The sequence below is a fragment of the Agrobacterium sp. 22-221-1 genome, assembly GCF_053522445.1.
On the sequence record NZ_JBNWCL010000002.1, the window covers coordinates 334112 to 356001 of the forward strand.

The following is a 21890-nucleotide window of genomic DNA, read 5'->3' on the forward strand; positions in this document are numbered from 1 at the left end:
GCCATGAGACTTCTCATTCTCGGAACCGGCGGCATGGCCAACAACCATGCCACATATTTCTCTGAAATCCCCGGCGTCGAACTCGTCGCAGCGGTGGATGTGGACGATGTGGTGGTGCGGGGCTTTGCGCTGCGCCACAACATTCCGCTCTCTTTCACCTCACTGGATGATGCGATTGCCTGGGGTGAATTCGACGCGGCGGCCAATGTCACGCCGGACGCGATCCACCACCCGACCAGCCTGAAACTTCTGGCGGCCGGCAAACATGTCTTCTGCGAAAAGCCGCTGGCGGAAAACTACGCCAAGGCCGCCGAAATGGCCGACGCCGCTGAAAAGGCCGGCCTCGTCGCCATGGTCAACCTCACCTATCGCAACGTCGCACCCTTGCAGGCGGCGCGCGAAATGGTGCTGGCCGGCAAGATCGGCAAGGTGCGGCATCTCGAAGCCTCCTATCTCCAGAGCTGGCTCGTTTCCAAGGCCTGGGGCGACTGGATGACGGAGAGCAAGTGGCTGTGGCGGCTTTCCACCAAGCATGGCTCGAACGGCGTGCTGGGCGATGTCGGCATCCACATTCTCGACTTCGCCTCCTATGGTGCAGGCAGCGATGTGGAACGCATCTTCACGCGGCTGAAGACCTTCGACAAATATGAAGGCAATAAAATCGGCGTCTACGACCTCGACGCCAATGACAGCTTCACCATGACCGCCGAGCTTGAAAACGGCGCCATGGGCGTCATCCATGCCAGCCGCTGGGCGACGGGGCATCTGAACGAACTTCGCCTGCGCATCCATGGCGACAAGGGCGCATTGGAAGTGATCCACACCCCGGATTATTCCAGCCTGCGCGCCTGCATCGGCGAGGATGTGGAAAAGGCGATCTGGAAGACCATCGATGTCGACCCGGTGCCGACGAATTACGAAAAATTCGCCAGGGCCGTCATGGAAGGCGGCCCCGCCGATCCAGATTTCCGTCATGCGGCCAATCTGCAGAAGGTGCTCGATCTATCGATCATTGCGGATCGGGAGAGGCGCGAACTGGCCGTTTCGGCCTGATGTGAAAGAACAACATGCGGCACGACGTTGCCGCATGTTTCTTCTCCCCGCCGGGGAGAAGGTGGCCCGAAGGGTCGGATGAGGGGGCAACGTTTCCGAATATCTCTACCGTCGCCCCCTCATCCCGCTGCCGCGGACTTCTCCCCCTCGGGGAGAAGAAGCAAGGGGCACCCGCTCGCTCAATCCGCTATGCGCTTTCTCAAAGACGCGGACTACGACGTGGAATTTCAATCCTTCCGCACAATCTACACCCCGCGCTTATTCCCCCACAACAGCACATGCAGCTGCGGCAGCACCCGGGCGGAAAACCAGCGATCTTCGCTCACCTTCTCCACCAGCCACAACATCCGGTCCATCACCCCATCGATATCCACACGCGCATCGTCGTCATCGGGCGGCGGCGGGGTGTGGTTGCCGGGCTGGAGATAGACCGGCAGATGCGGGAAACGCGCGGATGCCGCCTTGGCATAGGCATAGTCCGCATCGTCGAACACCACGATCTTCAGCGCCACCTGCGGTCCATCGCCGGCGGCGGCAAGACAGTCTTCGAAGGCCTGCCAGTCCGTTTCCATGCCGCTCGATGGCGGCTTGGGGCTCAGCACCAGATGGTCGAGAGCAGCAAACCAGTCTTTGGCGATGCTGCCCTGCGTTTCCAGCGCGAAACGATACCCCTCGCCCTGCCCCTTCGCGATCAAGGCCGCGAACGGTTGAATGGCCGGATTGCCGCCTGAGAGCGAGACCGTCAGCGGCACGCCGCCGGAAAGCCGTCGCACCTCCTGCCAGATCACCTCGACCGGCATCGGTTTCCACGTGTCGCGGTACTCGCTGTCAACGGCATGCAGCGTATCGCACCAGGAGCAGCGGTAATCGCAGCCGCCGGTACGCACGAAGACTGTCGGCAGACCGATCAACACGCCTTCGCCCTGAATGGTCGGTCCGAAGATTTCGCTGATGCGGATCGTGGTTTCCTTCGCTGCAATCTTGTGTGCAGCCGCCGTCATGGCCGGTATTCCGCCCAGGTCTTGGCGGTTTCGCTGACGCGCACGGCGCTGGTTTCCGGCAGGCGGCCCTTGCACCAGTCATAAAAATGCTTCGCCAGGCATTCCGCCGTCACCCGGTCATGGCCGAGAACGTCGTTCAGGTGGCGATGGTCGAAATGATCGTCGATATAGCGTTTCAGCGGTGCAAGCTCGTGATAGTCACGCACGAAACCGTGCTCGTTCAGCGCTTCGCCCGCAAGCTCGATCTCGACGATGTAATTATGCCCGTGCAGGCGATTGCACTGATGGTCCGACGGCAGGCTTTTCAGCTGGTGCGAGGCGGAGAAGTGAAATTCCTTGGTGATGCGGAACATCAGCGCACCTCCTGCGCCGCATAGGCATGGGTGGCCGCCACCCAGAAATCCCGGTCCTCATAGTCGGTCGGATCGGTGACGCCCGCCAGATGAAAGGCCTCGCGCCGTTCGACGCAGGTGCCGCAGCGGCCGCAGTGGCGCAAGCCGCCCTTGTAACAGGACCATGTTTCGCCAAACGGCGTGCCGTATTTCACGCCATCGGTGACGATCGCCGCCTTGGAAACCGTGACATAGGGCGCAAAGAGCTTGACGTCGGCATAACCTTCCAGCGCATGCGCCTGCATCGCGTTGAAGCTGTCGATGAAGCCCGGCCGGCAATCGGGATAGATGAAGTGATCGCCGCCATGCACGGCAATCGCCACCGCATCCGCCTGCTGTGCCGCCGCCAGACCGAAAGCGATGGTGAGCATGATGGCATTGCGGTTCGGCACCACGGTGGAGCGCATGGTCTCTTCCGCATAATGCCCGTCCGGCACCGCAATGTCGTCAGTCAGCGCCGAACCGGTGAGATGGGCGCCGATGGTTCTGATATCGATGACATGATGCGGCACGCCGAGACGCCTTGCGCAATCGGCCGCGAAATCCAGCTCCTTCTTGTGGCGCTGGCCATAATCGAAGGAGACGAGAGCGAGAAGTTCGTGTTCCGCCGCGATTTTATGCGCAAGCGAAACGGAGTCCAATCCGCCGGAGCAGATGACGATGGTTTTCATAATTTGGGATCCCTTGTTTTGACCGGGTGGGCTGCGACCGGATTACGGGGAGCGGCTTTAAACCAAACCGACGGGCTTGTGAAGGGCCTTGCGGAAATCGCGCAACGCCGCGCCATCACGAAAATGTCCCTCGGCAGCAACAAGATGAAACAATCGGGACATATGCGGGAAACCGGCACGATCTAGAACGATGCGAAATCTGCTGTTCTTGAAGGGTCTTGCCAATGGTGGCGGCTGATACATTTCTGTTTTCGCTGAGCAACCTCAGCTCTCTCGGCACCGGCCTGCTGATGGCGATGGCGGGCATGCTTTATGTCATGCTCACCATTCGCGGGCTGATCACCGCCATACGTCATGGATAAGGCTCTCGACACAAAACGCCACCGGTTCAGGCGTAATCTCACCACAGCGCTCGTTATCGCCTCGGCGGCGCTCGTCGCGGCTGTTGGCATAGCCCCTTTCGTGTTCCTGATCTGGATGGTCAGGACCGTTGCGCGCTGGCTGGGTCTTTTTATCGGCCTATGAAAATCTGATGAACACGCGACGCTCGCCACTACATGGCTGAGCGGAAAAGGCCCGGCGAACTGGCAGTGCGCCGGGCCTTTTTTAAACTCGACAGGCTCAGCGCAGCAGCGCCTGCGCCTCCTCGATGCCGAGTGCCGCCGGCTGGGTGCAGGTCGTCGTCATTTCGATGAAACGGCCCTCTTCACCGGACTTCAGGATCGAGGTCATCACATCGATACCGTGCAGGGAGCGATCCAGCGAGCAACGGGCATCACGGCCTTCCAAAATCGCAATCGCCATATCGGCAAGGCCCGCCGTGCGATAGTTGGCGCGCGGGCCGTTCGGGCTTTCCTGATTGGCAATGCCGAAGGGATGCGCCCAGTCTTCCAGCGGCTGGATATTCTTGTCGCGCCCGCTCGCTTCCACCACGCCGCCGAAGAAATTCGGGTCAGGCACGTAGATCGAGCCTTCCGTGCCATAGAGCTCCATATTGGCGTGGCGATGCGACCAGACATCCCAGCTCGCCGAAAGCGTGATCGTCGCGCCGTTCACGAATTCCAGCAGGGCATGGATATTGGTCGGCGTTTCGACGGGAATGATCTCGCCGTTCATTGGCTGGCTGGTCACCGTACGGGTCGGATTGGCCATCGAGGTCAGCGCGCCGACGCGCTTCACCGGGCCGATGAGGTTGATGAGGTTGGCAACGTAATAAGGCCCGAGATCGAGGATCGGCCCGCCGCCCTTCAGGAAGAAGAAGCCCGGATTGGGGTGCCACATCTCCATGCCGGGGCTCATCACATGGCAGGTGCCGGAGGTGATACGCCCGACCTTACCGTCATCGATATATTGCCGGGCAAGCTGATGCGCGCCGCCGAGGAAGGTATCCGGCGCGCAGCCGACGGAGAGGTTCTTCTCCCGGGCGATGCGCCGTAGCTCCTCGCCTTCCTCCAGCGAAAGCACCAGCGGCTTTTCCGAATAGACGTGCTTGCCTGCCTCAAGGGCGGCTTTCGACACCGGAAAATGCGCGGCGGGAATGGTGAGGTTCACCACCACATCGATATCCTTGTTGGCGAGCAGGTCCTCGATGGACTGCGCGACGACACCGAATTCTTCCGCCCTCAGCTCCGCCGCATTGCGGTTGAGGTCGGCGCAGGCAAGCACCTTGATGCCCTTGAAGAGCGGTGCCAGCGAGAAATAAGCAGACGAGATATTGCCGCATCCGATGATGCCGACGCCAAGATCCCTGGCCATTATGCAAACTCCGAAAATTGAAACTTAGTAGGTTTTGAAAGATGCGATCGAGCGGGTGATCAGCCGGTCGATATCCTTGGGATTGTCGTGCTCGACCACAAAATGTTTCGTGGCGGATTTAGCCTTCAGCGCCGCGACGAGACCCTTCCAGTCCACGGTCCCATGGCCGACATCGGCCCAGCCATCCTCATCCGCATTCTCGCCTGCTGGTGCGATATCCTTCACATGTACCGCAGTAATGCGTTTGCCATAGCTTTCGATCCAGGCGAGCGGATCGGCATTGCCTCTGATAATCCAGGCGATATCCGCCTCCCATTTCAAATCCGGACCACCGGCAAAAATCTGCTCCTGCGGCGTCGAGCCATCGCCAAGCGTCTTGAACTCGAAATCGTGGTTATGCCAGCCGAAGACCAGCCCGGCATCGACGAAAGGCTTGCCAGCCTCCTGCAGGCGCTTGCCGAAAGCGAACCAGCCTGCCGCATCTGTCGGGCGCTGGTCAGGCATCAGATAAGGGCAATAGATCGCCTCCACGCCCAGAACCCTGGCAATATTGAGCGCCTTTTTCGGGTCGCCCTCAAGAAGGTCGAGACCGAAATGGCCGGTCGGCATGGCAAGGCCATTAGCGTCGAGTTCGGCGCGCAGGCCTTTCAAACCGGCATCATCCAGCGAAGCGTACATCGCTCCATAACCTTCGACATGTTTATAACCCGCCGCCGAAAGCTTCTTCAGAATGTTGGAAAAAGGCTGGAAATTACGGGCACTGTAAAGCTGGAAACCGAGTTCTGTCATTGTCTCCTCCATAGAGATCTGGGTCTTGGGATTGTGTGGGGGTAAATCGAAGCTGTTCTAGAGCCGGTCCTCGCTTTGCGCGTCGAACAGTGAGGCCATCGTCATGTCGAGGCCGAGGCGCACCTTGGTGCCGGGTGAAAACCGCCTGTGGCCGCCGACACGCACGGACATGGTATGCCCGGCATGTTTCAGCCAGATCAGATTGTCGGCGCCCATCGGCTCCTCGATATCGACAATCGCCTCATGCACTTCGCCGCCAACGATATCGGCATCGACGCGCACATGTTCCGGACGGACACCCAGAACCACGGCACGGCCGGCGGCAAGCGGCGTTTCCGCATGATAGCCATCCAGCGCGAAAGTCACGCCATTGGTGGTGAAAACCACCTTGCCGTCTTTTTCGATCAGCTCGCCGCGCAGGAAATTCATCGACGGCGAGCCGATGAAACCGGCAACGAAGAGGTTTCGCGGCTTGTTGTAGATGGTGACGGGATCGGCGAGCTGCTGGATGACACCGCTTTTCATGATGGCGATGCGGTCCGCCAGCGTCAGCGCCTCGATCTGGTCATGCGTCACATAGATCATGGTATTCTTCAGCGACTGGTGCAGCCGCTTGATTTCGACGCGCAGTTCCGAGCGCAGCTTGGCGTCGAGGTTGGAGAGCGGTTCGTCGAACAGGAAAACATCCACATCCCGCACCAGCGCCCGGCCGATGGCCACACGCTGGCGCTGGCCGCCGGAAAGCTCGGCGGGCTTGCGTTTCAGCAGCGGCTCGATCTGGAGTATGCCGGCCGCCCTTTTGACGCGGCGGTCGATCTCCTCTTTCGGCACCTTGGCGACTTGAAGGCCGAAGGACAGGTTTTTCTCCACCGTCATCTGCGGATAAAGCGCATAGGACTGGAACACCATGCCAATGCCGCGATCCTTCGGCTCCTCCCAGGTGACGTTGCGGTCCTTGATGAAGATCTGCCCGTCGGTTGGCTCCAGAAGGCCGGCGATGCAATTGAGAAGGGTCGACTTTCCGCAGCCGGAAGAGCCGAGCAGCACGAGGAATTCGCCGTCGTAAATATCGAGATTGAGGTCTTTCAGCACGGTAACGGCGCCGAAGGACAGGGAAAGATCGCGAATGGAAACGCTTTTGTTCATATAGCTCAACCTTTTACTGCGCCGGCAGCAATGCCGCGGACGAAAAGCCTGCCGGAGACGAAATAGACGATCAGCGGCACGGCCCCGGTCAGAAGGGTTGCGGCCATGTTGACGTTGTATTCCTTCACGCCCTGCACGGAGTTGACGATGTTATTGAGCTGCACGGTCATCGGGTAATATTCCGGCCGCGTGAACACCACGCCGAACAGGAAGTCGTTCCAGATGCCGGTCACCTGCAGGATCATCGCCACGACGAAGATCGGCAGCGACATGGGCAGCATGATGCGGAAATAGATCTGCCAGAAATTGGCGCCATCAATGCGCGCCGCCTTGAACAATTCCTCCGGCAGCGAGGCGAAGTAATTACGGAACAGCAGCGTCAGGATCGGCATGCCAAAGATGGTGTGCACGATGACGAGGCCAGTCAGCGTGCCATAAACGCCCATTTCCCGCAGCACGATGACGATCGGATAGATCATCACCTGATAGGGGATGAAGGCCCCGATGATGAGGATCGAGAAGAACAGCTCCGATCCCTTGAACTTCCAGTTGGCCATGGCGTAGCCGCTGAGGGAAGCGACGACGATCGAGATCACCACCGAAGGCACGAGGATGCGCACCGAATTCCAGAAGCCGCGCGAGAGCCCATCGCAGTTCAGGCCCGTGCAGGCATTGGCCCAGGCCTTCACCCAGGGTTCGAAGGTGATTTCCACCGGCGGCGCGAAGATATTGCCGAGCCGGATTTCCGGCATGCCTTTCAGCGAGGTGACGACCATCACGTAAAGCGGCAGCAGATAATAAGCGGCAGCCACGATGAGCGTGCCGTAAAGAATGATGTTGCGGCGGGAAAAAGTTTTCCTCGGTTTCCTGCCGCGCGGGCCGGAAAGGTCCGAAGCAACCGCATCGCTGGCGGCGACAACCGTGTTCAATGTGCTGATATTAGCCACGCTTCTTGCCTCCGAATTCGAGGTAGGCCCATGGAATGACGATGATCGCGACCGTCAGGAGCATCATGGTCGAGGCGGCAAAGCCCTGCCCGAGATTCTGCGCCTGAAACATGTAGTCATAGACATATTTCGCCGGTACTTCGGACGCGATACCCGGCCCGCCGCTCGTTTGCGCCACCACCAGATCGTAAACCTTGACGATGCCGCTGGCGATGATGACGAGGGTGGTGATGAAGACCGGCCGCATCATGGGAATGATGATGAGGATATAGGTCTTCCACATCGGAATGCCGTCAACACGCGTCGCCTTCCAGATGTCCTCGTCGATACCGCGAAGACCGGCCAGCATCAGGCACATAACCAGCCCCGTGCCCTGCCAGAGTGCCGCGATCAGGATACCGTAGATGACGATCTGGGAATTATAGAGCGGATCGAAGGTGAAACTTTCCCAGCCCATCGAGCGAACCACGGACTGGATGCCGAATTCCGGGTTCAGCAGCCATTGCCAGACGAGGCCTGTGACAATGAAGGACAGGGCGAAAGGATAGAGGAAAATGGTGCGGAAGGTGTTTTCGAAACGGATTTTTTGATCCATCAGCGCCGCCAGCACGAAGCCGATGACGAGGCTGAAGATAAGCGACAAAATGCCGTAGATCGCCAGATTCTGGATGGACACGATCCAGCGTGGTGCTGCCCACAAACGCTCATATTGATCGAAACCGATGAAGCTCGCGCGCGGCAGAAGCTTTGAATTGGTGAAGGAATAAACCACCGTCCAGATCGTTCCGCCGAGGAAGATCACCATGGCGGTCAAGATCATGGGAATGGAGGCAATCTTGGAATTGAGATTGCGGAAAAGCTGGTTGGGGCGCCCCGAGCGCGCTTGACCTGCCATGTTACCTCCTCCTGTAACGTTACAGTCAACGGTCAGGCAAAGGCCTCACCGCATGAAACCCCTGCCCGTGCTGGTGATTGTTGCACAGGCAGGACGCTGGAAAGGAAAGCGGCGAACCGCTTTCCCACCCGGAGAGATCACACTCAGTCCGCCGAACCGATAATGTCCGCGAAGCGCTTCTGCCCGTCTTCCGCCGACATCGAGCCCGCGAAGAATTCGGCCATCAGGTCTTCCTTCTGTTTCTGCGTATCGGCGGAAATCAGCTGGTCGGTGCTGGTCAGCGCATTGCCCTTGGCCAGAATTTCCAGACCCTTCTTCATGCAGTCATTGGCGGCGTTGAGATCGACGTCGCCACGGATCGGCAGCGAACCCTTCTTGAGGTTGAAAGCAACCTGGGTTTTCGGATCGACGATGGTTTCGGCCAGCACATCCTGCGCCTTGGATTTCGCCTCATCCTTCAGGAGCGGGAAATAGAAAGCGTCGCCGCCGGTGGTTATGTAATCGTTGAGGCCGAGACCCGGCAGGCAGGTGTAATCCGTGCCGGCCTTCTGGTTGGCAAGCTGGAATTCACCCTGCGCCCAGTCACCCATGATCTGGCCGCCGGCCTTGCCGGTGATGACCATGTTGGTGGCCTGGTTCCAGTCCTGAACATTGGTGCCCTTGGCCATGTCGCGCGCCTCAACGGCAGCCGCGAAAATCTTCGCCATCTCGGGCCCGGCTGCCGCTTCGGCATCCTTGTCGCCATAGACCTTCTGATAAAGATCCTTGCCGCCGATCGAAAGCGTCAGCGTGTCGAACAGGCCGTTGGCCTGCCATGCCTGCCCACCGAGCGCGAGCGGCTGGATGCCGGCCTTTTTCAGCGCCGGCGCGGCGGCAACGAATTCCGTCCAGTTCTTCGGAACTTCGACGCCCGCCTTCTTGAAGGCTTCATTGGAAAGCCACAGCCATTGCCAGGAATGGATGTTGACCGGCGCGCAGTAAATCTTGCCGTCGATGGTGCAGCTGTCGAGCAGGCTTGCCGGCTTGATGACGTCCTTCCAGTTGCCCTTTGCGGCAACATCGGACAGGTCGCGCATCAGGCCTGCCTGCACCAACTCCTCCGCCTGACGGCCGTGGTTGAACTGGGTCGCACCCATCGGGTCGCCGCCGGTGATGCGGCTGATCATGATCGGACGGGCCGTGCCGCCCGAACCGGCAATCGCGCCATCCACCCATTTGTTACCGGTTGCGTCGAAAGCCTTGGCCAGTTCGGCCACCGCTGCGGCTTCGCCGCCCGATGTCCACCAATGGGTCACCTCAAGATCGGTGGCCCCGGCGATACCCGCCGGAATCATGACGCTGGCCAAAAAGGCCGCAGAAATAACACGCATTCGCATGAGTCTCCTCCCTCACTGAAACGTTGCAGTTGGAACGTATGCGAAGATTTTTGATTAGGCAACCGCCTAAAATACGAATCTCACAGCGCCCTCAGGAGGCATTTCGAACCATTGGAAAATGCGCCGGATAAGCTTGCGACACAGGGGATTGCGCTGCGTAATCCACACGCAATGCCAGTCGCTTATAAAACTTCGCAGCGAGGAAAACAGGTGAAGAGACCATGAAGCGCTGGCATATTCTTTTGGTCATCGGACTGGCCGGCGTCGCATCGCTTTTATTGGCGACATTTGAGCAGCTTGTACCGGGACAGCAACTTTCATTCGGAATGCGCCTGCTGATCCTCATCCAGCCGGCAATGCTGACCATTGCGGCGGTTGCAACCGGTCAGGCTCTGGCCGCAAAACTCGGACTTGACGCGCCCTTGGTCGACAGCTTGCTGACGGGCGGCAACCCGCGAGCGGTTCTGCGAACACAGGTGCCGCCCGCGCTCATGGTGGGCATTGCCGTCGGCCTGCTGATGATCGCCTATTCATCGGTGATCCTGCCATCGGTCGCGGATGCGGCCACCATGACAAAAATGACCGCTTTTAATGTCCCAATGGCGACCCGGATTCTCTATGGCGGGATCACGGAAGAGCTATTGACCCGATGGGGCCTGATGTCGTTTTTCGCCTGGGCGTTCTGGCGCATGACAGGAAGAGGACAGATTCGACCGGTGATTTTGTGGGCTGCCATTCTTATGGCGGCGGCACTCTTCGCCGCAGGTCATCTGCCGTTTCTGTTTGCGATTGTCGCTCGGCCGCAGGCGGCGCTGATCCTTGCAGTCCTGCTCACCAATTTCATTCCCGGCCTGCTGTTCGGATGGCTGTTCTGGCGTCGGGGGCTGGAGGCGGCGATGCTTTCCCATGCCCTTGCCCATTGCGTGAACGCGCTGATCTCCTGAGCCGAAAAGGCAAGCCGGACAACTATCCGCTCACCTTCCCTAAACGTTCGGCGCTGGGGCAGTTCTATTGCCTTTTATAATCGTCCTCGATGCGGATGACATCGTCCTCGCCGATATAGGCTCCGGTCTGGATTTCGACCAACTCGAGCGGGATCTGCCCCTCATTGGCAAGCCGGTGCGGCTGGCCGATCGGGATATAGACCGACTGGTTCTCCGTCAGCAACTTCGTCTCTTCGCCGATCGTCACCGTCGCCGTGCCCTTGACGACGATCCAGTGTTCCGAGCGATGATAATGTTTCTGGAACGAGATGCGGTGGCCGGGATCGACCGTGATATGGCCCACCCGGTAACGCTCGTCCACATACATGTGTTCGATATAACCCCAGGGGCGATAGACGCGTTTGTGGCTTTGCGTCTGCGGTGCGTGTTCGCCGTCCTTCAGCGTCTCCACCAGACCCTTCACATCCTGCACCCGGTTTTTCGGCACCACCAGAACCGCATCCTTGGTGGCCACCACCACCATGTCTTTGGCGCCCACCACCGTCGTCAGCAATTGCGTCGAATGGATGAGGCAGCCTTCGGAATCGATGAAGACGCCGTTGCCTTCCAGCGCATTGTCGTTGCCGCGCTTGTCGGCAATTTCCCAGATCGCATCCCAGCTGCCGATATCCGACCAGCGGAAATGGCCATGCACCACCGCCATGCGTTTGGTCTTCTCGATCACCGCATAGTCGATGGAGTTCTTCGGGGAAGCCTCGAAACTTGCCTGATGCAGGCGCACGAAACCGAGGTCGCTTTCATATTGCTCGACCGCCTGCGTCACCGCTGCCAGGATTTCCGGGGCGAAGGCCTCCAGTTCGGCGATCATCACATCGGAGCGGAACAGGAAGTTGCCGGAATTCCAGAGATAACCCTTTTCCAGATAGGAGATCGCCGTCTTCATATCCGGCTTTTCCACGAAGGCGTCGACGATGCTGAGGTCTTTTTCGCCATCGATCGCCTCGCCCGGCTTGATATAACCGTAGGAGGTGCGCGGTTCGGTCGGTACCAGGCCGAAGACGACGATATTGCCCTGATCGGCAGCCTTCGCGCCGAGTTTCACGGCGTCTGAAAACTTGTCGGCATCGAGCACGACATGGTCGGCGGCAAGCGCCAGCACCAGGCATCCGGGCTCACGGCGCTCGGCCAGCACGGCGGCGGCGGCCATGGCGGCGGCGCTGTCGCGGCGGGCGGGCTCCAGCACCACCGTTGCCGGCAGATCGATCTCTTCGGCCTGACGGCGGGCGAAGAACCGGAAATCCTCATTGGTGATCACCAGCGGCTCGGCATAAAGCCCCTTGTCGCCCACCCGCTGCAGCGTCTGCTGATAGGTCGAAAGATTGCCGACCAGCGGCTGAAACTGCTTGGGCAACTGATCGCGCGATACCGGCCAAAGCCGCGAACCGGCACCGCCGGCAAGAAGAACCGGCGTGATCTTTCGAGAGTGTTCCTTCACAACAAAACCTTTCCAACTCTAAAAATTTCCCGGCGCGCCGGACAATATACATATTTCGAAATACCGCCATCATCGGTTCACGGGCGGATAAGCGCAAGCTCATAAATTCGCCTTGTGAAAGCTTGGTGAACGGCGGGGGCATTTGCCGGCAGGCACGTTTTCCTAACGCAAGAGGGAATGCGAGGTTCCGCACAGAATGGCCGCTCAAACCGACCACAGGCAAAGAAAAAGCCCCGGGACCATGCCCCGGGGCTTCTTTTCAAAACGATGAACCGTCCGGATCAATCCGGCAGCGCATAGGCGATCACATAGTCGCCGCGATCAGGCGACTGGCGTGCGCCGCCAGCCGAGATGACCACATATTGCTTGCCGGTCTTCGGGGACTTGTAGCTCATCGGGCCGCCCTGGCTGCCGACCGGAAGGCGGGCCTTCCAGACTTCCTTGCCGGTCGCCGTATCGAAGGCGCGCAGATAATAATCCTGCGTGCCGGCGATGAAGACGAGACCGCCCTGTGTGGCAAGCGTGCCGCCGAGCGTCGGCATACCGATCGGGATGGGCAGGCCCATCTTGATGCCGAGCGGACCCGTATCCTCAACGGTGCCAACAGGCACCTGCCACTTGATCTTCTGGGTCTTCATGTCGATGGCCGTCATCGTGCCATAGGGCGGAGCCTGGCAGGGAATGCCGAGAGCCGAAAGGAAACGGTTCTTGTCGACGGCATAGGGCGTGCCCTTCATCGGCACGAGGCCCATGCCGGTATTGACGCTTTCGCCGCCGCTTGCCGTCGCCTTGCTGGGCGCGGCTTCCTTCATCTGAATCCAGAGGCCGAGGCGCATGTCATTGACGAAAATGGTGTTCGTCGTCGGGTCCGTCGAGAGACCGCCCCAGTTCATCCCGCCGAGCGAGCCCGGGAACGACAGGGAGAGGTCCGTACCCGGCGCCGTATAAAGCCCTTCGTAGCGCATGCCCTTGAAGGCGATACGGCAAAGAAGCTGGTCAAATGGGGTAGCACCCCACATGTCCGCTTCCGTCAGGGTCTGCGCGCCGATCTCAGGCATGCCGACCGAGCGTGGCTGTGTTGGAGAATAAGGCTCGTTCGGAATGTTGGCAGGCTTGACGGGAACCTCTTCCACCTTGGTCAGCGGCTGGCCGGTCGCCCGGTCGAGGACATAGATCTGCGCCGCCTTGGTGCCGAAAACCAGTGCCGGAACAATCGTTCCATCCGCTTTCGGGAAATCGATGAAGCTTGGCTGCATCGGCACGTCGAAATCCCAGAGGTCGTTATGAACCGTCTGGTAGACCCACTTTTCCCGACCGGTGGTGGCATCGAGCGCCAGCATCGAAGCACCATATTTATGGTCGAGCGGCGTGCGCGTCGCGCCGTACAAATCCACCGAAGGGCTGCCGACCGGCATGAAGACGGTGTTCAACTCCGGATCGTAGGACATGGATGCCCAGACGTTGGGTGTGGAGCGCGTGTAGGTCTCTCCTTCTGGTGGCAGTCCGGTGATCTCCGGGTTGCCGGGATCGAAGGCCCAACGGAGCGCGCCCGTCACCACATCGAAACCGCGCATCACGCCGCCGGGCATGTCCACCTGCACATTGTCAGCGATACGGCCGCCGACAACGACGGTTGTTCCCGCCAGCGTTGGTGCGGAGGTCAGAACATATTGCGGGTCCGGCGCATTACCGAGGCCGATCTTCAGATCAACGCGGCCATTGGTACCGAAATCCGGGCAAAACGCGCCGGTATCTGCATCGAGCGCGATCAATTCGGCATTGATGGTGTTCATCAGAATGCGGCGCTGGCAAAGCGCGCCTTCAGCCACCACCGCCGGCGTGACAGGTGTTGTGCCCGGCGCAGTCGGCTGCTTCAGCGGCGCCTTGGCATCGAAATAGGCAAGGCCGCGGCAACGCATCCAGACGGAGGATTTCGCGTTGATTTCCGTCTTCCACTTCTCAGCTCCGGTATCGGCATCGAGGGCGATGACATTATTGTGCGGCGTGCAAAGGAACACGGTGTCGCCAACCTGCAGCGGCGTTTCCTGATCTTCCGCACCATTCGCGCCGGGGCTGATCGGGGTATCGCCGGTATGATAGGTCCAGGCGACTTCAAGGTTCCTGACATTGTCCCGCGTGATCTCGTCAAGCGCGACAAAGCGGCTGCCGCCGGATGTATTGCCGTAATGCTCCCAGTTCCTCTGTTCCGTTTCCGGGGTTACCGGCGTCAGCGCGGCCGCCTCGCCATTGAAGGCGACGGTTGGATGCGGCACGAACATGCCGGCAAAACCGGCACCGGAAGCAATGGCGAGAATGGCGGCGATGGCGAAAGAAGAGCCATATGCCGGGGCCTTGCCGGCCGCGCGGCGCAAGAGCGGATAGGAGAGCGCAACGACCGTGGCGCCGACCCCCATCGCCAGAAGACGGGAAATGAGCGGCCAGAAGTGCAGCCCGGCTTCCCACACCGCCCAGACGCCGGTGAGAACGAAGACAAGGCCGAAGAGAAGCGCGCCGGCAGGCTTGCGCAGCAGGATGAGCAGGCCGGAGACAATCAGCGCGATACCCGCCGCGATGAAATAAAGACTGCCGCCGAGGGCCACGAGCTGGCCGCCGCCAATGGCAAAGAACAGGCCTGCGGCGATAATGACCGCACCGAGCACCAACAGCCATAATCTGGCTGGGAGCGATAATGAAGTTGCTGGATTACCCATGGAAGAATGTCCGTTTGGAAGAGCCGCCCATAAGGCTGACGCCCGATGATCGTTCAGTGTCCGGCAAAGCCCGGACAGTCCGCCGCCACTGCGGCCAGACGAAGTTGCGCCAGGGGCGGCGCGGCTGAACGGGGAACAATGGTGGGGAAGACTTCCGTCGTGACTGTCATTTTGACCCATTCACTGCAGGTAACCGCCGGCCTCATGGACGGCGGACAAGGTGCTTGAACAAATCCTCCCCGGTTCGCATCGCCAAACCCCACATAAGCGGCAAAGACGACCGAAACACTGGCTGCGGTATAACGTCGCCTGCGACAAGATGACAATGCGCAAGATGGGCAATTTTGATAAGCTGTACTTATACCACACCAAGCCCCTCAATACAAAGACCTGTCCGCCGATGGATATTCGCCAGCTCACAATATTCGTGGAAGCCGCAAGGGCCAGGAACTTTCGCGCCGCCGCCCTGCAGCTCGGCATCGCCCAGCCCGCCGTGACACAACGCATCCGCCAGCTGGAGGAAAATCTGGGCTTTAAGCTCTTTCATCGTATCAATCGCGGCGTCGAACTCACCCCGGCCGGTCAGTCCATGCTTATCGAGGCCGAAGAAATCCTCGCCCGCACCAAAGGCGCGCTGGAAAAGGCGCAGCAGATCAGGCGCGGCCAGCTCGGCACGCTGCGCATCGGTTACGGCACCAGTGTCATGGCCGAGCGCAAACTTCCGGCGTTGATCACGCGTTACGGCGATGAGCACAGGGATGTGACGCTGGAACTGTTGCCCGGCATGACGATGGAACAGCTGATCGAGCAGGTGGCGACGCGCAAGACCGACGTCGCCTTCATCCGCGCCCCTCTCCCCTCGCTACCGCAGACCCTGCGGGCCATGCCCTTCGATCGCTCGAGGCTTTGCGTCGCCCTGCCGGAACGTCACGCACTCGCCGGTCGCTCCCGGATTTCGGTCAACGATATCGTGCGGGAAAAACTGCTGCTGCCGGTTGACGAGATCGGTCTTGGCCTCAGTAGCAGCGCACTTTCGCTTTTCGAGGATGCTGGCTGTGCGCCGGAAATCGGCATGCGCATCGCCAACGTCAATACGATCCTCGCGCTCGTGGAGGCCGGCGCGGGCATTTCCATCCTGCCGGAAACCACGGTGCGCTCCGCAAGAGGCATTGTCGGCGTGCCGCTGGAAAGCGCCGATGCATGGTCCGATTGTGTGCTGGTCGTCAGGCGCGGCGCCCTCGCCCTGCATGTCGAAGCCTTCGTGAACATGGCCCGACAGGCCTATCGGCCGAGCCTCTGATGCGAACCACGGGAATTAATCGATTGAATCGGCCGCAAATTTCATCACGCTTAAATTTGCTGCACTGAACAACATTCAAGGCTTGGCAGGCGCGCGAAAAATACAATAACAACGGCGGATATTTCTACACTGTTATCGACACGAAAGCACGCTCAGCCCATGTCCGACACGACGAAACCCGCCAGCACCAGAACATCGGTTACGGATCAGGAAGCCCTGGATTTCCACGCGGAAGGCCGACCGGGGAAACTGGAAATCACCCCGACCAAACCGATGGCGACGCAGCGGGACCTGTCGCTCGCCTATTCGCCGGGCGTGGCCGTGCCGGTGAAAGCCATCGCCGAAAATCCGGCGACCGCTTACGACTATACAACACGCGGCAACATGGTTGCGGTCATCTCCAACGGCACGGCCATCCTCGGCCTCGGCAATCTCGGCGCACTCGCCTCCAAGCCCGTGATGGAAGGCAAGTCGGTCCTTTTCAAGCGCTTCGCCGACGTCGATTCCATCGATCTCGAGGTCGATACCGAAGACGCCGATGAATTCATAAATTGCGTGCGTTACCTCGGCCCCTCTTTCGGTGGCATCAATCTGGAAGACATCAAGGCGCCGGAATGTTTCATCATCGAAAGCCGCCTGCGCGAACTGATGGACATTCCCGTTTTCCATGACGACCAGCACGGCACCGCCATCATCGCCGCTGCCGGCCTCATCAACGCCATCGAACTGACGGGCCGCGACTTCAAGACCACGAAGCTCGTCTGCAACGGCGCAGGCGCTGCGGCAATCGCCTGCATGGACCTCATCAAGGCCATGGGTTTCAACCCTGAAAACATCACGCTCTGCGATACCAAGGGCGTGATCTATCAGGGCCGTACCGAAGGCATGAACCAGTGGAAATCCGCGCACGCGGTGAAAACCAACAACCGCACGCTGGCGGAAGCCATGAAGGGCGCGGATGTGGTGTTCGGCCTCTCCCAGAAGGGCGCCTTCAGCGAAGAGATGATCCGCTCCATGGCGCCGAAGCCGATCATCTTCGCCATGGCCAATCCGGACCCGGAAATCACCCCCGAGGAAGTGTCGCGCATCCGCGACGACGCCATCATGGCGACCGGGCGTTCGGACTACCCGAACCAGGTCAACAATGTCCTCGGCTTCCCCTATATCTTCCGCGGCGCGCTCGATGTCCGCGCCAGCCAGATCAACGACGCGATGAAGATCGCGGCGGCACAGGCGCTCGCCGATCTTGCCCGCGAGGATGTGCCTGACGATGTGGCCGCCGCCTATCAGGGCAACCGCCCGCGCTTCGGATCGCAATATATCATTCCGGTTCCCTTCGATCCGCGCCTGATTTCGGCCATTCCGGTGGCCGTGGCGAAAGCCGCCATCGAGACCGGCGTCGCCCGCCGCGAACTGCCCGACTTCGACGCCTATGCCCGCGAGCTTTCCGCCCGCCGCGACCCGATGGCTTCCACCACGCAGCGCCTTTACGAGCGGGTGCGCCGCTCGCCAAAGCGCGTGGTCTTTGCGGAAGCCGAAGAAGAACAGGTCATGCGCGCGGCGATTTCCTTCACCGCGCAGGGCCTCGGTACCGCCATCCTGCTCGGCCGTGATGATATCATCAAGGCCAATGCGGAACGCGCCGGCATCGATCTCGACCGCGCCAATATCGAGATCACCAATGCGCGCCTTTCCAGCCGCGTCGATGCCTATGTCGATTATCTTTATGCGCGTCTGCAGCGCGGCGGTTTCCTGCTGCGCGACGTGCAGCGTCTGGTCCACAACGACCGCAACCATTTCGCCGCCTGCATGGTGGCGATGGGCGATGCCGACGCCGTGGTCACCGGCGTTACCCGCAATTACTCCACGGCGCTGGAGGATATCCGCCGCTGCATCAACACCAAGCCCGGCCATCGTGTCATCGGCGTATCGCTGGTCGTCTCGCGCAACCGCACCGTCTTCGTGGCCGATACCGCCGTGCATGACATGCCGAATGCGGAAGATCTTGCCGATATCGCCGAAGAAGCAGCCCACCTTGCCCGCCGTTTCGGTTATGAGCCGCGCGTTGCCATGCTCGCCTATTCCACCTTCGGCCAGCCGACCGGCGAACGCTCCGACAAGGTGCGCGAGGCGGTGAAAATCCTCGACAGGCGCAACGTCAATTTCGAGGTCGACGGCGAAATGTCGGCCGATGTGGCGCTGAACCATCACCGCATGCAGAGCCAATATCCTTTCGCCCGACTTTCCGGCCCGGCCAATGTGCTGGTCATGCCCGCCATTCATTCCGCCTCCATCTCCACCAAGATGCTGCAGGAACTGGGCGGTGCAACCGTCATCGGCCCGCTGCTCGTCGGTCTCGACAAGTCGGTACAGATCACCTCGATGGGAGCGAAGGACAGCGATATCGTCAATATGGCGGCAATCGCGGCCTATAATGCCGGACGGTGACGGCAGGGGCGGAACGTTTGCGGCACGTTTCTTCTCCCCGCCGGGGAGAAGGTGGCCCGAAGGGTCGGATGAGGGGGCGGCGTTAGCGATAAACCGAGAGCTTGCCCCCTCATCCCGCTGCCGCGGACTTCTCCCCGGCGGGGAGAAGAAACAAGCGGCATTCGCTCGCTCTCCCTGTGGCCATTTGGCCCACACACGGCGTCTTGATTATCCTCCCGCCCTCACGGCCAGACATAAAATAGCGGAAGCAAAGAACAAGATTCTACGATCTCAAATTATTAGGATAATTTTTCCCTCCATAAGATTTATTGGAACCGGATTTTATTCATACTATTTTTCACGCAATGCCAATTCTCGCTCTTGGCGGGTGCCTCATGTAGTTTCCACCTACAATCAAAAGGAAATACCCATGGCCCTCTCTTTCTCCAAATTTGCCGCAAAACTCATCGCCGGAACCGTTGTCATCGCTTCGATGGCCACTGCCGCTCACGCGGATGCAACGCTCGACCGGATCAAGGGTCGCGGCAAGCTCACCGTCGGTGTCATCCTCTCCGGCGCGCCTTTCGGCTTTATCGATCCGAAGACGCAGGAGCAGAAGGGTCTCAACATCGACGTCGCCAAGGCGCTGGCCGCCGGCCTCGGTGTCGAGCTGGTCACCGAAACCGTGACCCCGCCGAACCGCGTGCAGTTCCTGCAGCAGGGCAAGGTCGATATTCTGATCGCCAACATGCAGTACACGGAAGAGCGCGCCAAAACGCTCGATTACGTACCGACCCCCTATGACCGCCAGGGTGGCGCCGCCATCGGCCGCAAGGACAGTGGCATCAAGGACTGGCCGGACCTGAAGGGCAAGATCGCCTGCGTTTCGCAAGGCTCGAACTACACCCAGCCGCTGATCGAGCAATATGGTGCGCAGGTAAAGGCGCTGCCGAGCCAGCCGGAATCGCTGCTGGCGCTCAAGGGCGGCAATTGCGACGTCTCCGTTCACGTCAACGGCACGCTCAGCCTGATGCTTCAGGACCGCGCCGATGAGTGGAAGGATTACGGCATCCTCATCCCCACCGACCTTATCCCGTCTGATTCTGTGATCTGGCTGCGCAAGGGCGAAAGCGACACGCAGGCCGCTCTCGACAAGATCGTCAAGGAACTGCACGCATCCGGCAAGATGCTCGAATTCGCCAAGGCCAACCGTCTGCCGAGCATCGGCTATATGGAAGAGCAGCAGAAGAAGCTTTCGGCGCAATAAGACAGGCGCAGGGTCTCTCCGTTCCTTGCCTGTCCTCACCGCAGGGTGAGGATGATGCCGAACAGGCGGAGTGATTTCCTATGACCATCAGGAACGGCCGGTTTCGCCCGCCGTTCTTTTCTGCTTTAAAGCAAGACAGGTCATTCTGGCGCCGCCTGCAGGGCGGCGCACCCGCGACAACAGCATGGATTTCCGATGCAGGATGGATTTACAGCGCGCTTCATAGAACTGGCCGCGCATCTCGGCCTCAACTATGACTTTCTGAACAGCGGTTACGAGGTTCAGATCTGGCTCGACGGCATGAAGATGACGTTGATCCTCGTCGCCGTCACTTTGCCGCTCAGCCTCATCTTCGGCTTCATTTTCGCGGCCATGCTGACATCGGGCAAGGTCTGGCTTGCCGGTCCCGTCCGCGCCTATGTGGAACTGACGCGCAACACGCCGACGCTGGTGCAGCTGATGTGCGGTTTCCTCGTGCTCAACATGCTGATTTCCAATGCGCTGGGCGGCGCGCAGAACAATCCGCTGACACCCTTTTTCTGGGTGGTCGCCATCACCGGCCTGCACATTGCCGCTTTCCATGCGGAAGCGTTGCGCGGCGGTATCGAGGCGGTGCCGGCCACCACCATCGAGGCGGCGCGTGCAATCGGTTTCAGCTCCTTCGAGATTTTACGCTATGTGGAGTTTCCGCTGGCCATCCGCACGGCGCTGCCCTCCATCATCAACAACCTCGTCAATCTGGTGAAGCTCACCACGGTCGGCTCGGCAATTGCGGTGGGTGAAATCACCTATGCCTCGATCCTGATCTGGACGCAGCGCGACAATGTGGTCGAGTTGATGATCGTCATCCTGATATTCTTCAGCGTCATCAATTTTATCGTCGCAAGGGCCGGTCTGTGGCTTGAACGGCGTCTTGCGGTTCCGGGGTTCGGTCAATGAGTGCGGTGGTTTCTCCAACACAGGCGGTGAAGAAGCCGCCCTTCGGCACCATTCTGCTGCTCGGCGTGCTGATATCAGTCATTCTGTGGCTGATCCTCGATCCTTCGCTCGGTCAGGTACTGCTGCAATGGCTGCCCTATCTGGCCAAGGGTTTTGCCATGAACGTGCTGATCAGCATCCTTGCGATCGCCATCGGCACCTTCATCGGCGTCCTGCTCGGCATCATGGAGCTTGCGCCCTACCGCCTCGTGCGGGCGCCGGCGCTCACCTATGTGCAGATATTCCGCAACGCCCCGCATCTGGTGCTGATCTTTGCCGCGACCTACATCTTCCCCTTCGAGATCGTCGCTTTCGGCAACTACATTCCCTTCCCGGACTGGATCAAGGCCGTCGTCGGTCTCGCCATTCCAGCCAGCGCCCATATCGCCGAAATCACCCGCGGCGCCATCCAGTCCATTCCGACGGCACAATGGGAAGCGGCGCAGGGGCTGGGTTTTTCGCGCAACCAGACACTGCGCTGGATCATCCTGCCGCAATGCGTGAAGCGCTCGCTGCCGCCATGGATGAACCTCTATGCGTCGATCACCATGGGTACGGCGCTCGCCTCGCTGGTCGGCGTGCATGAGCTTCTTCATGCCGCGACGGACGCCAGCACCGCCGTGCAACGCAACGATTTCACCGTCGTGGTTTACCTCACCGTTCTGATGGCGTTCTTCCTGTTCTGCTATCCCGTCTCCCGTTTCACGCAGCGCCTCGAGCGGCGCTTCGCTTCCCGCTGATTG

General features: G+C 60.0%; 19 protein-coding genes. 8 read left to right on the plus strand and 11 right to left on the minus strand.

The window, feature by feature from the left end:
• Positions 1 to 3 precede the first annotated feature (3 nt).
• Positions 4 to 1053: a Gfo/Idh/MocA family protein gene (locus tag ACQZ5N_RS05020; RefSeq protein ID WP_269832186.1), complete on the plus strand. Its 1050-nt coding sequence runs from the start codon at positions 4 to 6 to the stop codon at positions 1051 to 1053.
• Between the two features lie 245 nt (positions 1054 to 1298).
• Here ACQZ5N_RS05020 and queE read toward each other — a convergent pair whose 3' ends face one another.
• Genes queE through queC form a run of 3 tightly spaced genes read right to left on the minus strand, consistent with a single transcriptional unit; the run spans position 1299 to position 3117 of the window.
• Positions 1299 to 2054 carry a 7-carboxy-7-deazaguanine synthase QueE gene (gene queE / locus ACQZ5N_RS05025; protein WP_448732284.1) on the minus strand — a complete coding sequence of 252 codons (756 nt, stop codon included), beginning with the start codon at positions 2052 to 2054 and terminating at the stop codon, positions 1299 to 1301.
• The gene (gene queD, locus ACQZ5N_RS05030) at positions 2051 to 2407 is read right to left on the minus strand and encodes a 6-carboxytetrahydropterin synthase QueD (protein ID WP_080854548.1); all 357 of its coding nucleotides are present in this window, start codon (positions 2405 to 2407) and stop codon (positions 2051 to 2053) included. The genes queE and queD overlap by 4 nt, the downstream gene beginning before the upstream one ends.
• Complete coding sequence (gene queC / locus ACQZ5N_RS05035; protein ID WP_448732285.1) at positions 2407 to 3117, minus strand: 7-cyano-7-deazaguanine synthase QueC; 711 nt, start codon at positions 3115 to 3117, stop codon at positions 2407 to 2409. Before queC ends, queD begins: the two co-directional genes overlap by 1 nt.
• A 224-nt stretch (positions 3118 to 3341) precedes the next feature.
• Between queC and ACQZ5N_RS05040 the strand changes: the two genes are divergently transcribed.
• Positions 3342 to 3479, plus strand: coding sequence for a hypothetical protein (locus tag ACQZ5N_RS05040; protein WP_003523778.1), 138 nt, complete (start codon positions 3342 to 3344; stop codon positions 3477 to 3479).
• Positions 3480 to 3738: 259 nt separating this feature from the next.
• On the opposite strand, the gene ACQZ5N_RS05045 is transcribed toward ACQZ5N_RS05040, so the two are convergent.
• From ACQZ5N_RS05045 to ACQZ5N_RS05070, 6 genes are all read right to left on the minus strand, one after another.
• The gene (locus tag ACQZ5N_RS05045) at positions 3739 to 4872 is read right to left on the minus strand and encodes a Gfo/Idh/MocA family protein (RefSeq protein WP_448732286.1); all 1134 of its coding nucleotides are present in this window, start codon (positions 4870 to 4872) and stop codon (positions 3739 to 3741) included.
• Positions 4873 to 4896: 24 nt separating this feature from the next.
• The gene (locus ACQZ5N_RS05050) at positions 4897 to 5661 is read right to left on the minus strand and encodes a sugar phosphate isomerase/epimerase family protein (RefSeq protein ID WP_448732287.1); all 765 of its coding nucleotides are present in this window, start codon (positions 5659 to 5661) and stop codon (positions 4897 to 4899) included.
• A 57-nt stretch (positions 5662 to 5718) separates the two neighbouring features.
• A complete protein-coding gene (locus ACQZ5N_RS05055; RefSeq protein WP_059758596.1) occupies positions 5719 to 6807 on the minus strand; it encodes an ABC transporter ATP-binding protein in 1089 nt (362 codons plus the stop codon).
• A 5-nt stretch (positions 6808 to 6812) separates the two neighbouring features.
• Positions 6813 to 7754 carry a carbohydrate ABC transporter permease gene (locus ACQZ5N_RS05060; RefSeq protein WP_448732288.1) on the minus strand — a complete coding sequence of 314 codons (942 nt, stop codon included), beginning with the start codon at positions 7752 to 7754 and terminating at the stop codon, positions 6813 to 6815.
• Positions 7747 to 8649, minus strand: a complete 903-nt coding sequence (locus ACQZ5N_RS05065) for a carbohydrate ABC transporter permease (protein WP_269832192.1) — start codon at positions 8647 to 8649, stop codon at positions 7747 to 7749. Before ACQZ5N_RS05065 ends, ACQZ5N_RS05060 begins: the two co-directional genes overlap by 8 nt.
• Positions 8650 to 8792: 143 nt before the next feature.
• Complete coding sequence (locus ACQZ5N_RS05070) at positions 8793 to 10025, minus strand: ABC transporter substrate-binding protein (RefSeq protein WP_059758544.1); 1233 nt, start codon at positions 10023 to 10025, stop codon at positions 8793 to 8795.
• Between the two features lie 221 nt (positions 10026 to 10246).
• Here ACQZ5N_RS05070 and ACQZ5N_RS05075 point away from each other — a divergent pair, with 221 nt between their 5' ends.
• Entirely contained in the window at positions 10247 to 10969 is a 723-nt protein-coding gene (locus tag ACQZ5N_RS05075; RefSeq protein ID WP_448732289.1) for a CPBP family intramembrane glutamic endopeptidase, read from the plus strand.
• A gap of 64 nt (positions 10970 to 11033) precedes the next feature.
• On the opposite strand, the gene ACQZ5N_RS05080 is transcribed toward ACQZ5N_RS05075, so the two are convergent.
• Together ACQZ5N_RS05080 and ACQZ5N_RS05085 are read right to left on the minus strand one after the other, a co-directional pair.
• Positions 11034 to 12464: a mannose-1-phosphate guanylyltransferase/mannose-6-phosphate isomerase gene (locus ACQZ5N_RS05080; RefSeq protein ID WP_448732290.1), complete on the minus strand. Its 1431-nt coding sequence runs from the start codon at positions 12462 to 12464 to the stop codon at positions 11034 to 11036.
• Positions 12465 to 12745: 281 nt separating this feature from the next.
• Positions 12746 to 15175, minus strand: coding sequence for a glucose/quinate/shikimate family membrane-bound PQQ-dependent dehydrogenase (locus tag ACQZ5N_RS05085; RefSeq protein ID WP_448732291.1), 2430 nt, complete (start codon positions 15173 to 15175; stop codon positions 12746 to 12748).
• A 325-nt stretch (positions 15176 to 15500) separates the two neighbouring features.
• Here ACQZ5N_RS05085 and ACQZ5N_RS05090 point away from each other — a divergent pair, with 325 nt between their 5' ends.
• From ACQZ5N_RS05090 to ACQZ5N_RS05110, 5 genes are all read left to right on the plus strand, one after another.
• Positions 15501 to 16475 (plus strand): LysR family transcriptional regulator, encoded by a 975-nt coding sequence (locus ACQZ5N_RS05090; protein ID WP_448732292.1) that lies wholly within the window; start codon positions 15501 to 15503, stop codon positions 16473 to 16475.
• 159 nt (positions 16476 to 16634) lie between these two features.
• Positions 16635 to 18923, plus strand: coding sequence for an NADP-dependent malic enzyme (locus ACQZ5N_RS05095; RefSeq protein ID WP_448732293.1), 2289 nt, complete (start codon positions 16635 to 16637; stop codon positions 18921 to 18923).
• 409 nt (positions 18924 to 19332) lie between these two features.
• Positions 19333 to 20169 carry a transporter substrate-binding domain-containing protein gene (locus ACQZ5N_RS05100; RefSeq protein ID WP_003524556.1) on the plus strand — a complete coding sequence of 279 codons (837 nt, stop codon included), beginning with the start codon at positions 19333 to 19335 and terminating at the stop codon, positions 20167 to 20169.
• Positions 20170 to 20364: 195 nt separating this feature from the next.
• Positions 20365 to 21108, plus strand: coding sequence for an amino acid ABC transporter permease (locus ACQZ5N_RS05105; RefSeq protein ID WP_035221002.1), 744 nt, complete (start codon positions 20365 to 20367; stop codon positions 21106 to 21108).
• The gene (locus ACQZ5N_RS05110) at positions 21105 to 21887 is read left to right on the plus strand and encodes an amino acid ABC transporter permease (protein WP_059753232.1); all 783 of its coding nucleotides are present in this window, start codon (positions 21105 to 21107) and stop codon (positions 21885 to 21887) included. Before ACQZ5N_RS05105 ends, ACQZ5N_RS05110 begins: the two co-directional genes overlap by 4 nt.
• Positions 21888 to 21890 lie beyond the last annotated feature (3 nt).

Bases quoted from the DNA above. Each gene is read 5' to 3' on its own strand.
- ACQZ5N_RS05020 (WP_269832186.1), top strand. From the start codon at position 4: ATGAGACTTCTCATTCTCGGAACCGGCGGCATGGCCAACAACCATGCC.
- queE (WP_448732284.1), bottom strand. From the start codon at position 2,054: ATGACGGCGGCTGCACACAAGATTGCAGCGAAGGAAACCACGATCCGC.
- queD (WP_080854548.1), bottom strand. From the start codon at position 2,407: ATGTTCCGCATCACCAAGGAATTTCACTTCTCCGCCTCGCACCAGCTG.
- queC (WP_448732285.1), bottom strand. From the start codon at position 3,117: ATGAAAACCATCGTCATCTGCTCCGGCGGATTGGACTCCGTTTCGCTT.
- ACQZ5N_RS05040 (WP_003523778.1), top strand. From the start codon at position 3,342: ATGGTGGCGGCTGATACATTTCTGTTTTCGCTGAGCAACCTCAGCTCT.
- ACQZ5N_RS05045 (WP_448732286.1), bottom strand. From the start codon at position 4,872: ATGGCCAGGGATCTTGGCGTCGGCATCATCGGATGCGGCAATATCTCG.
- ACQZ5N_RS05050 (WP_448732287.1), bottom strand. From the start codon at position 5,661: ATGACAGAACTCGGTTTCCAGCTTTACAGTGCCCGTAATTTCCAGCCT.
- ACQZ5N_RS05055 (WP_059758596.1), bottom strand. From the start codon at position 6,807: ATGAACAAAAGCGTTTCCATTCGCGATCTTTCCCTGTCCTTCGGCGCC.
- ACQZ5N_RS05065 (WP_269832192.1), bottom strand. From the start codon at position 8,649: ATGGCAGGTCAAGCGCGCTCGGGGCGCCCCAACCAGCTTTTCCGCAAT.
- ACQZ5N_RS05070 (WP_059758544.1), bottom strand. From the start codon at position 10,025: ATGCGAATGCGTGTTATTTCTGCGGCCTTTTTGGCCAGCGTCATGATT.
- ACQZ5N_RS05075 (WP_448732289.1), top strand. From the start codon at position 10,247: ATGAAGCGCTGGCATATTCTTTTGGTCATCGGACTGGCCGGCGTCGCA.
- ACQZ5N_RS05085 (WP_448732291.1), bottom strand. From the start codon at position 15,175: ATGGGTAATCCAGCAACTTCATTATCGCTCCCAGCCAGATTATGGCTG.
- ACQZ5N_RS05090 (WP_448732292.1), top strand. From the start codon at position 15,501: ATGCGCAAGATGGGCAATTTTGATAAGCTGTACTTATACCACACCAAG.
- ACQZ5N_RS05095 (WP_448732293.1), top strand. From the start codon at position 16,635: ATGTCCGACACGACGAAACCCGCCAGCACCAGAACATCGGTTACGGAT.
- ACQZ5N_RS05100 (WP_003524556.1), top strand. From the start codon at position 19,333: ATGGCCCTCTCTTTCTCCAAATTTGCCGCAAAACTCATCGCCGGAACC.
- ACQZ5N_RS05105 (WP_035221002.1), top strand. From the start codon at position 20,365: ATGCAGGATGGATTTACAGCGCGCTTCATAGAACTGGCCGCGCATCTC.
- ACQZ5N_RS05110 (WP_059753232.1), top strand. From the start codon at position 21,105: ATGAGTGCGGTGGTTTCTCCAACACAGGCGGTGAAGAAGCCGCCCTTC.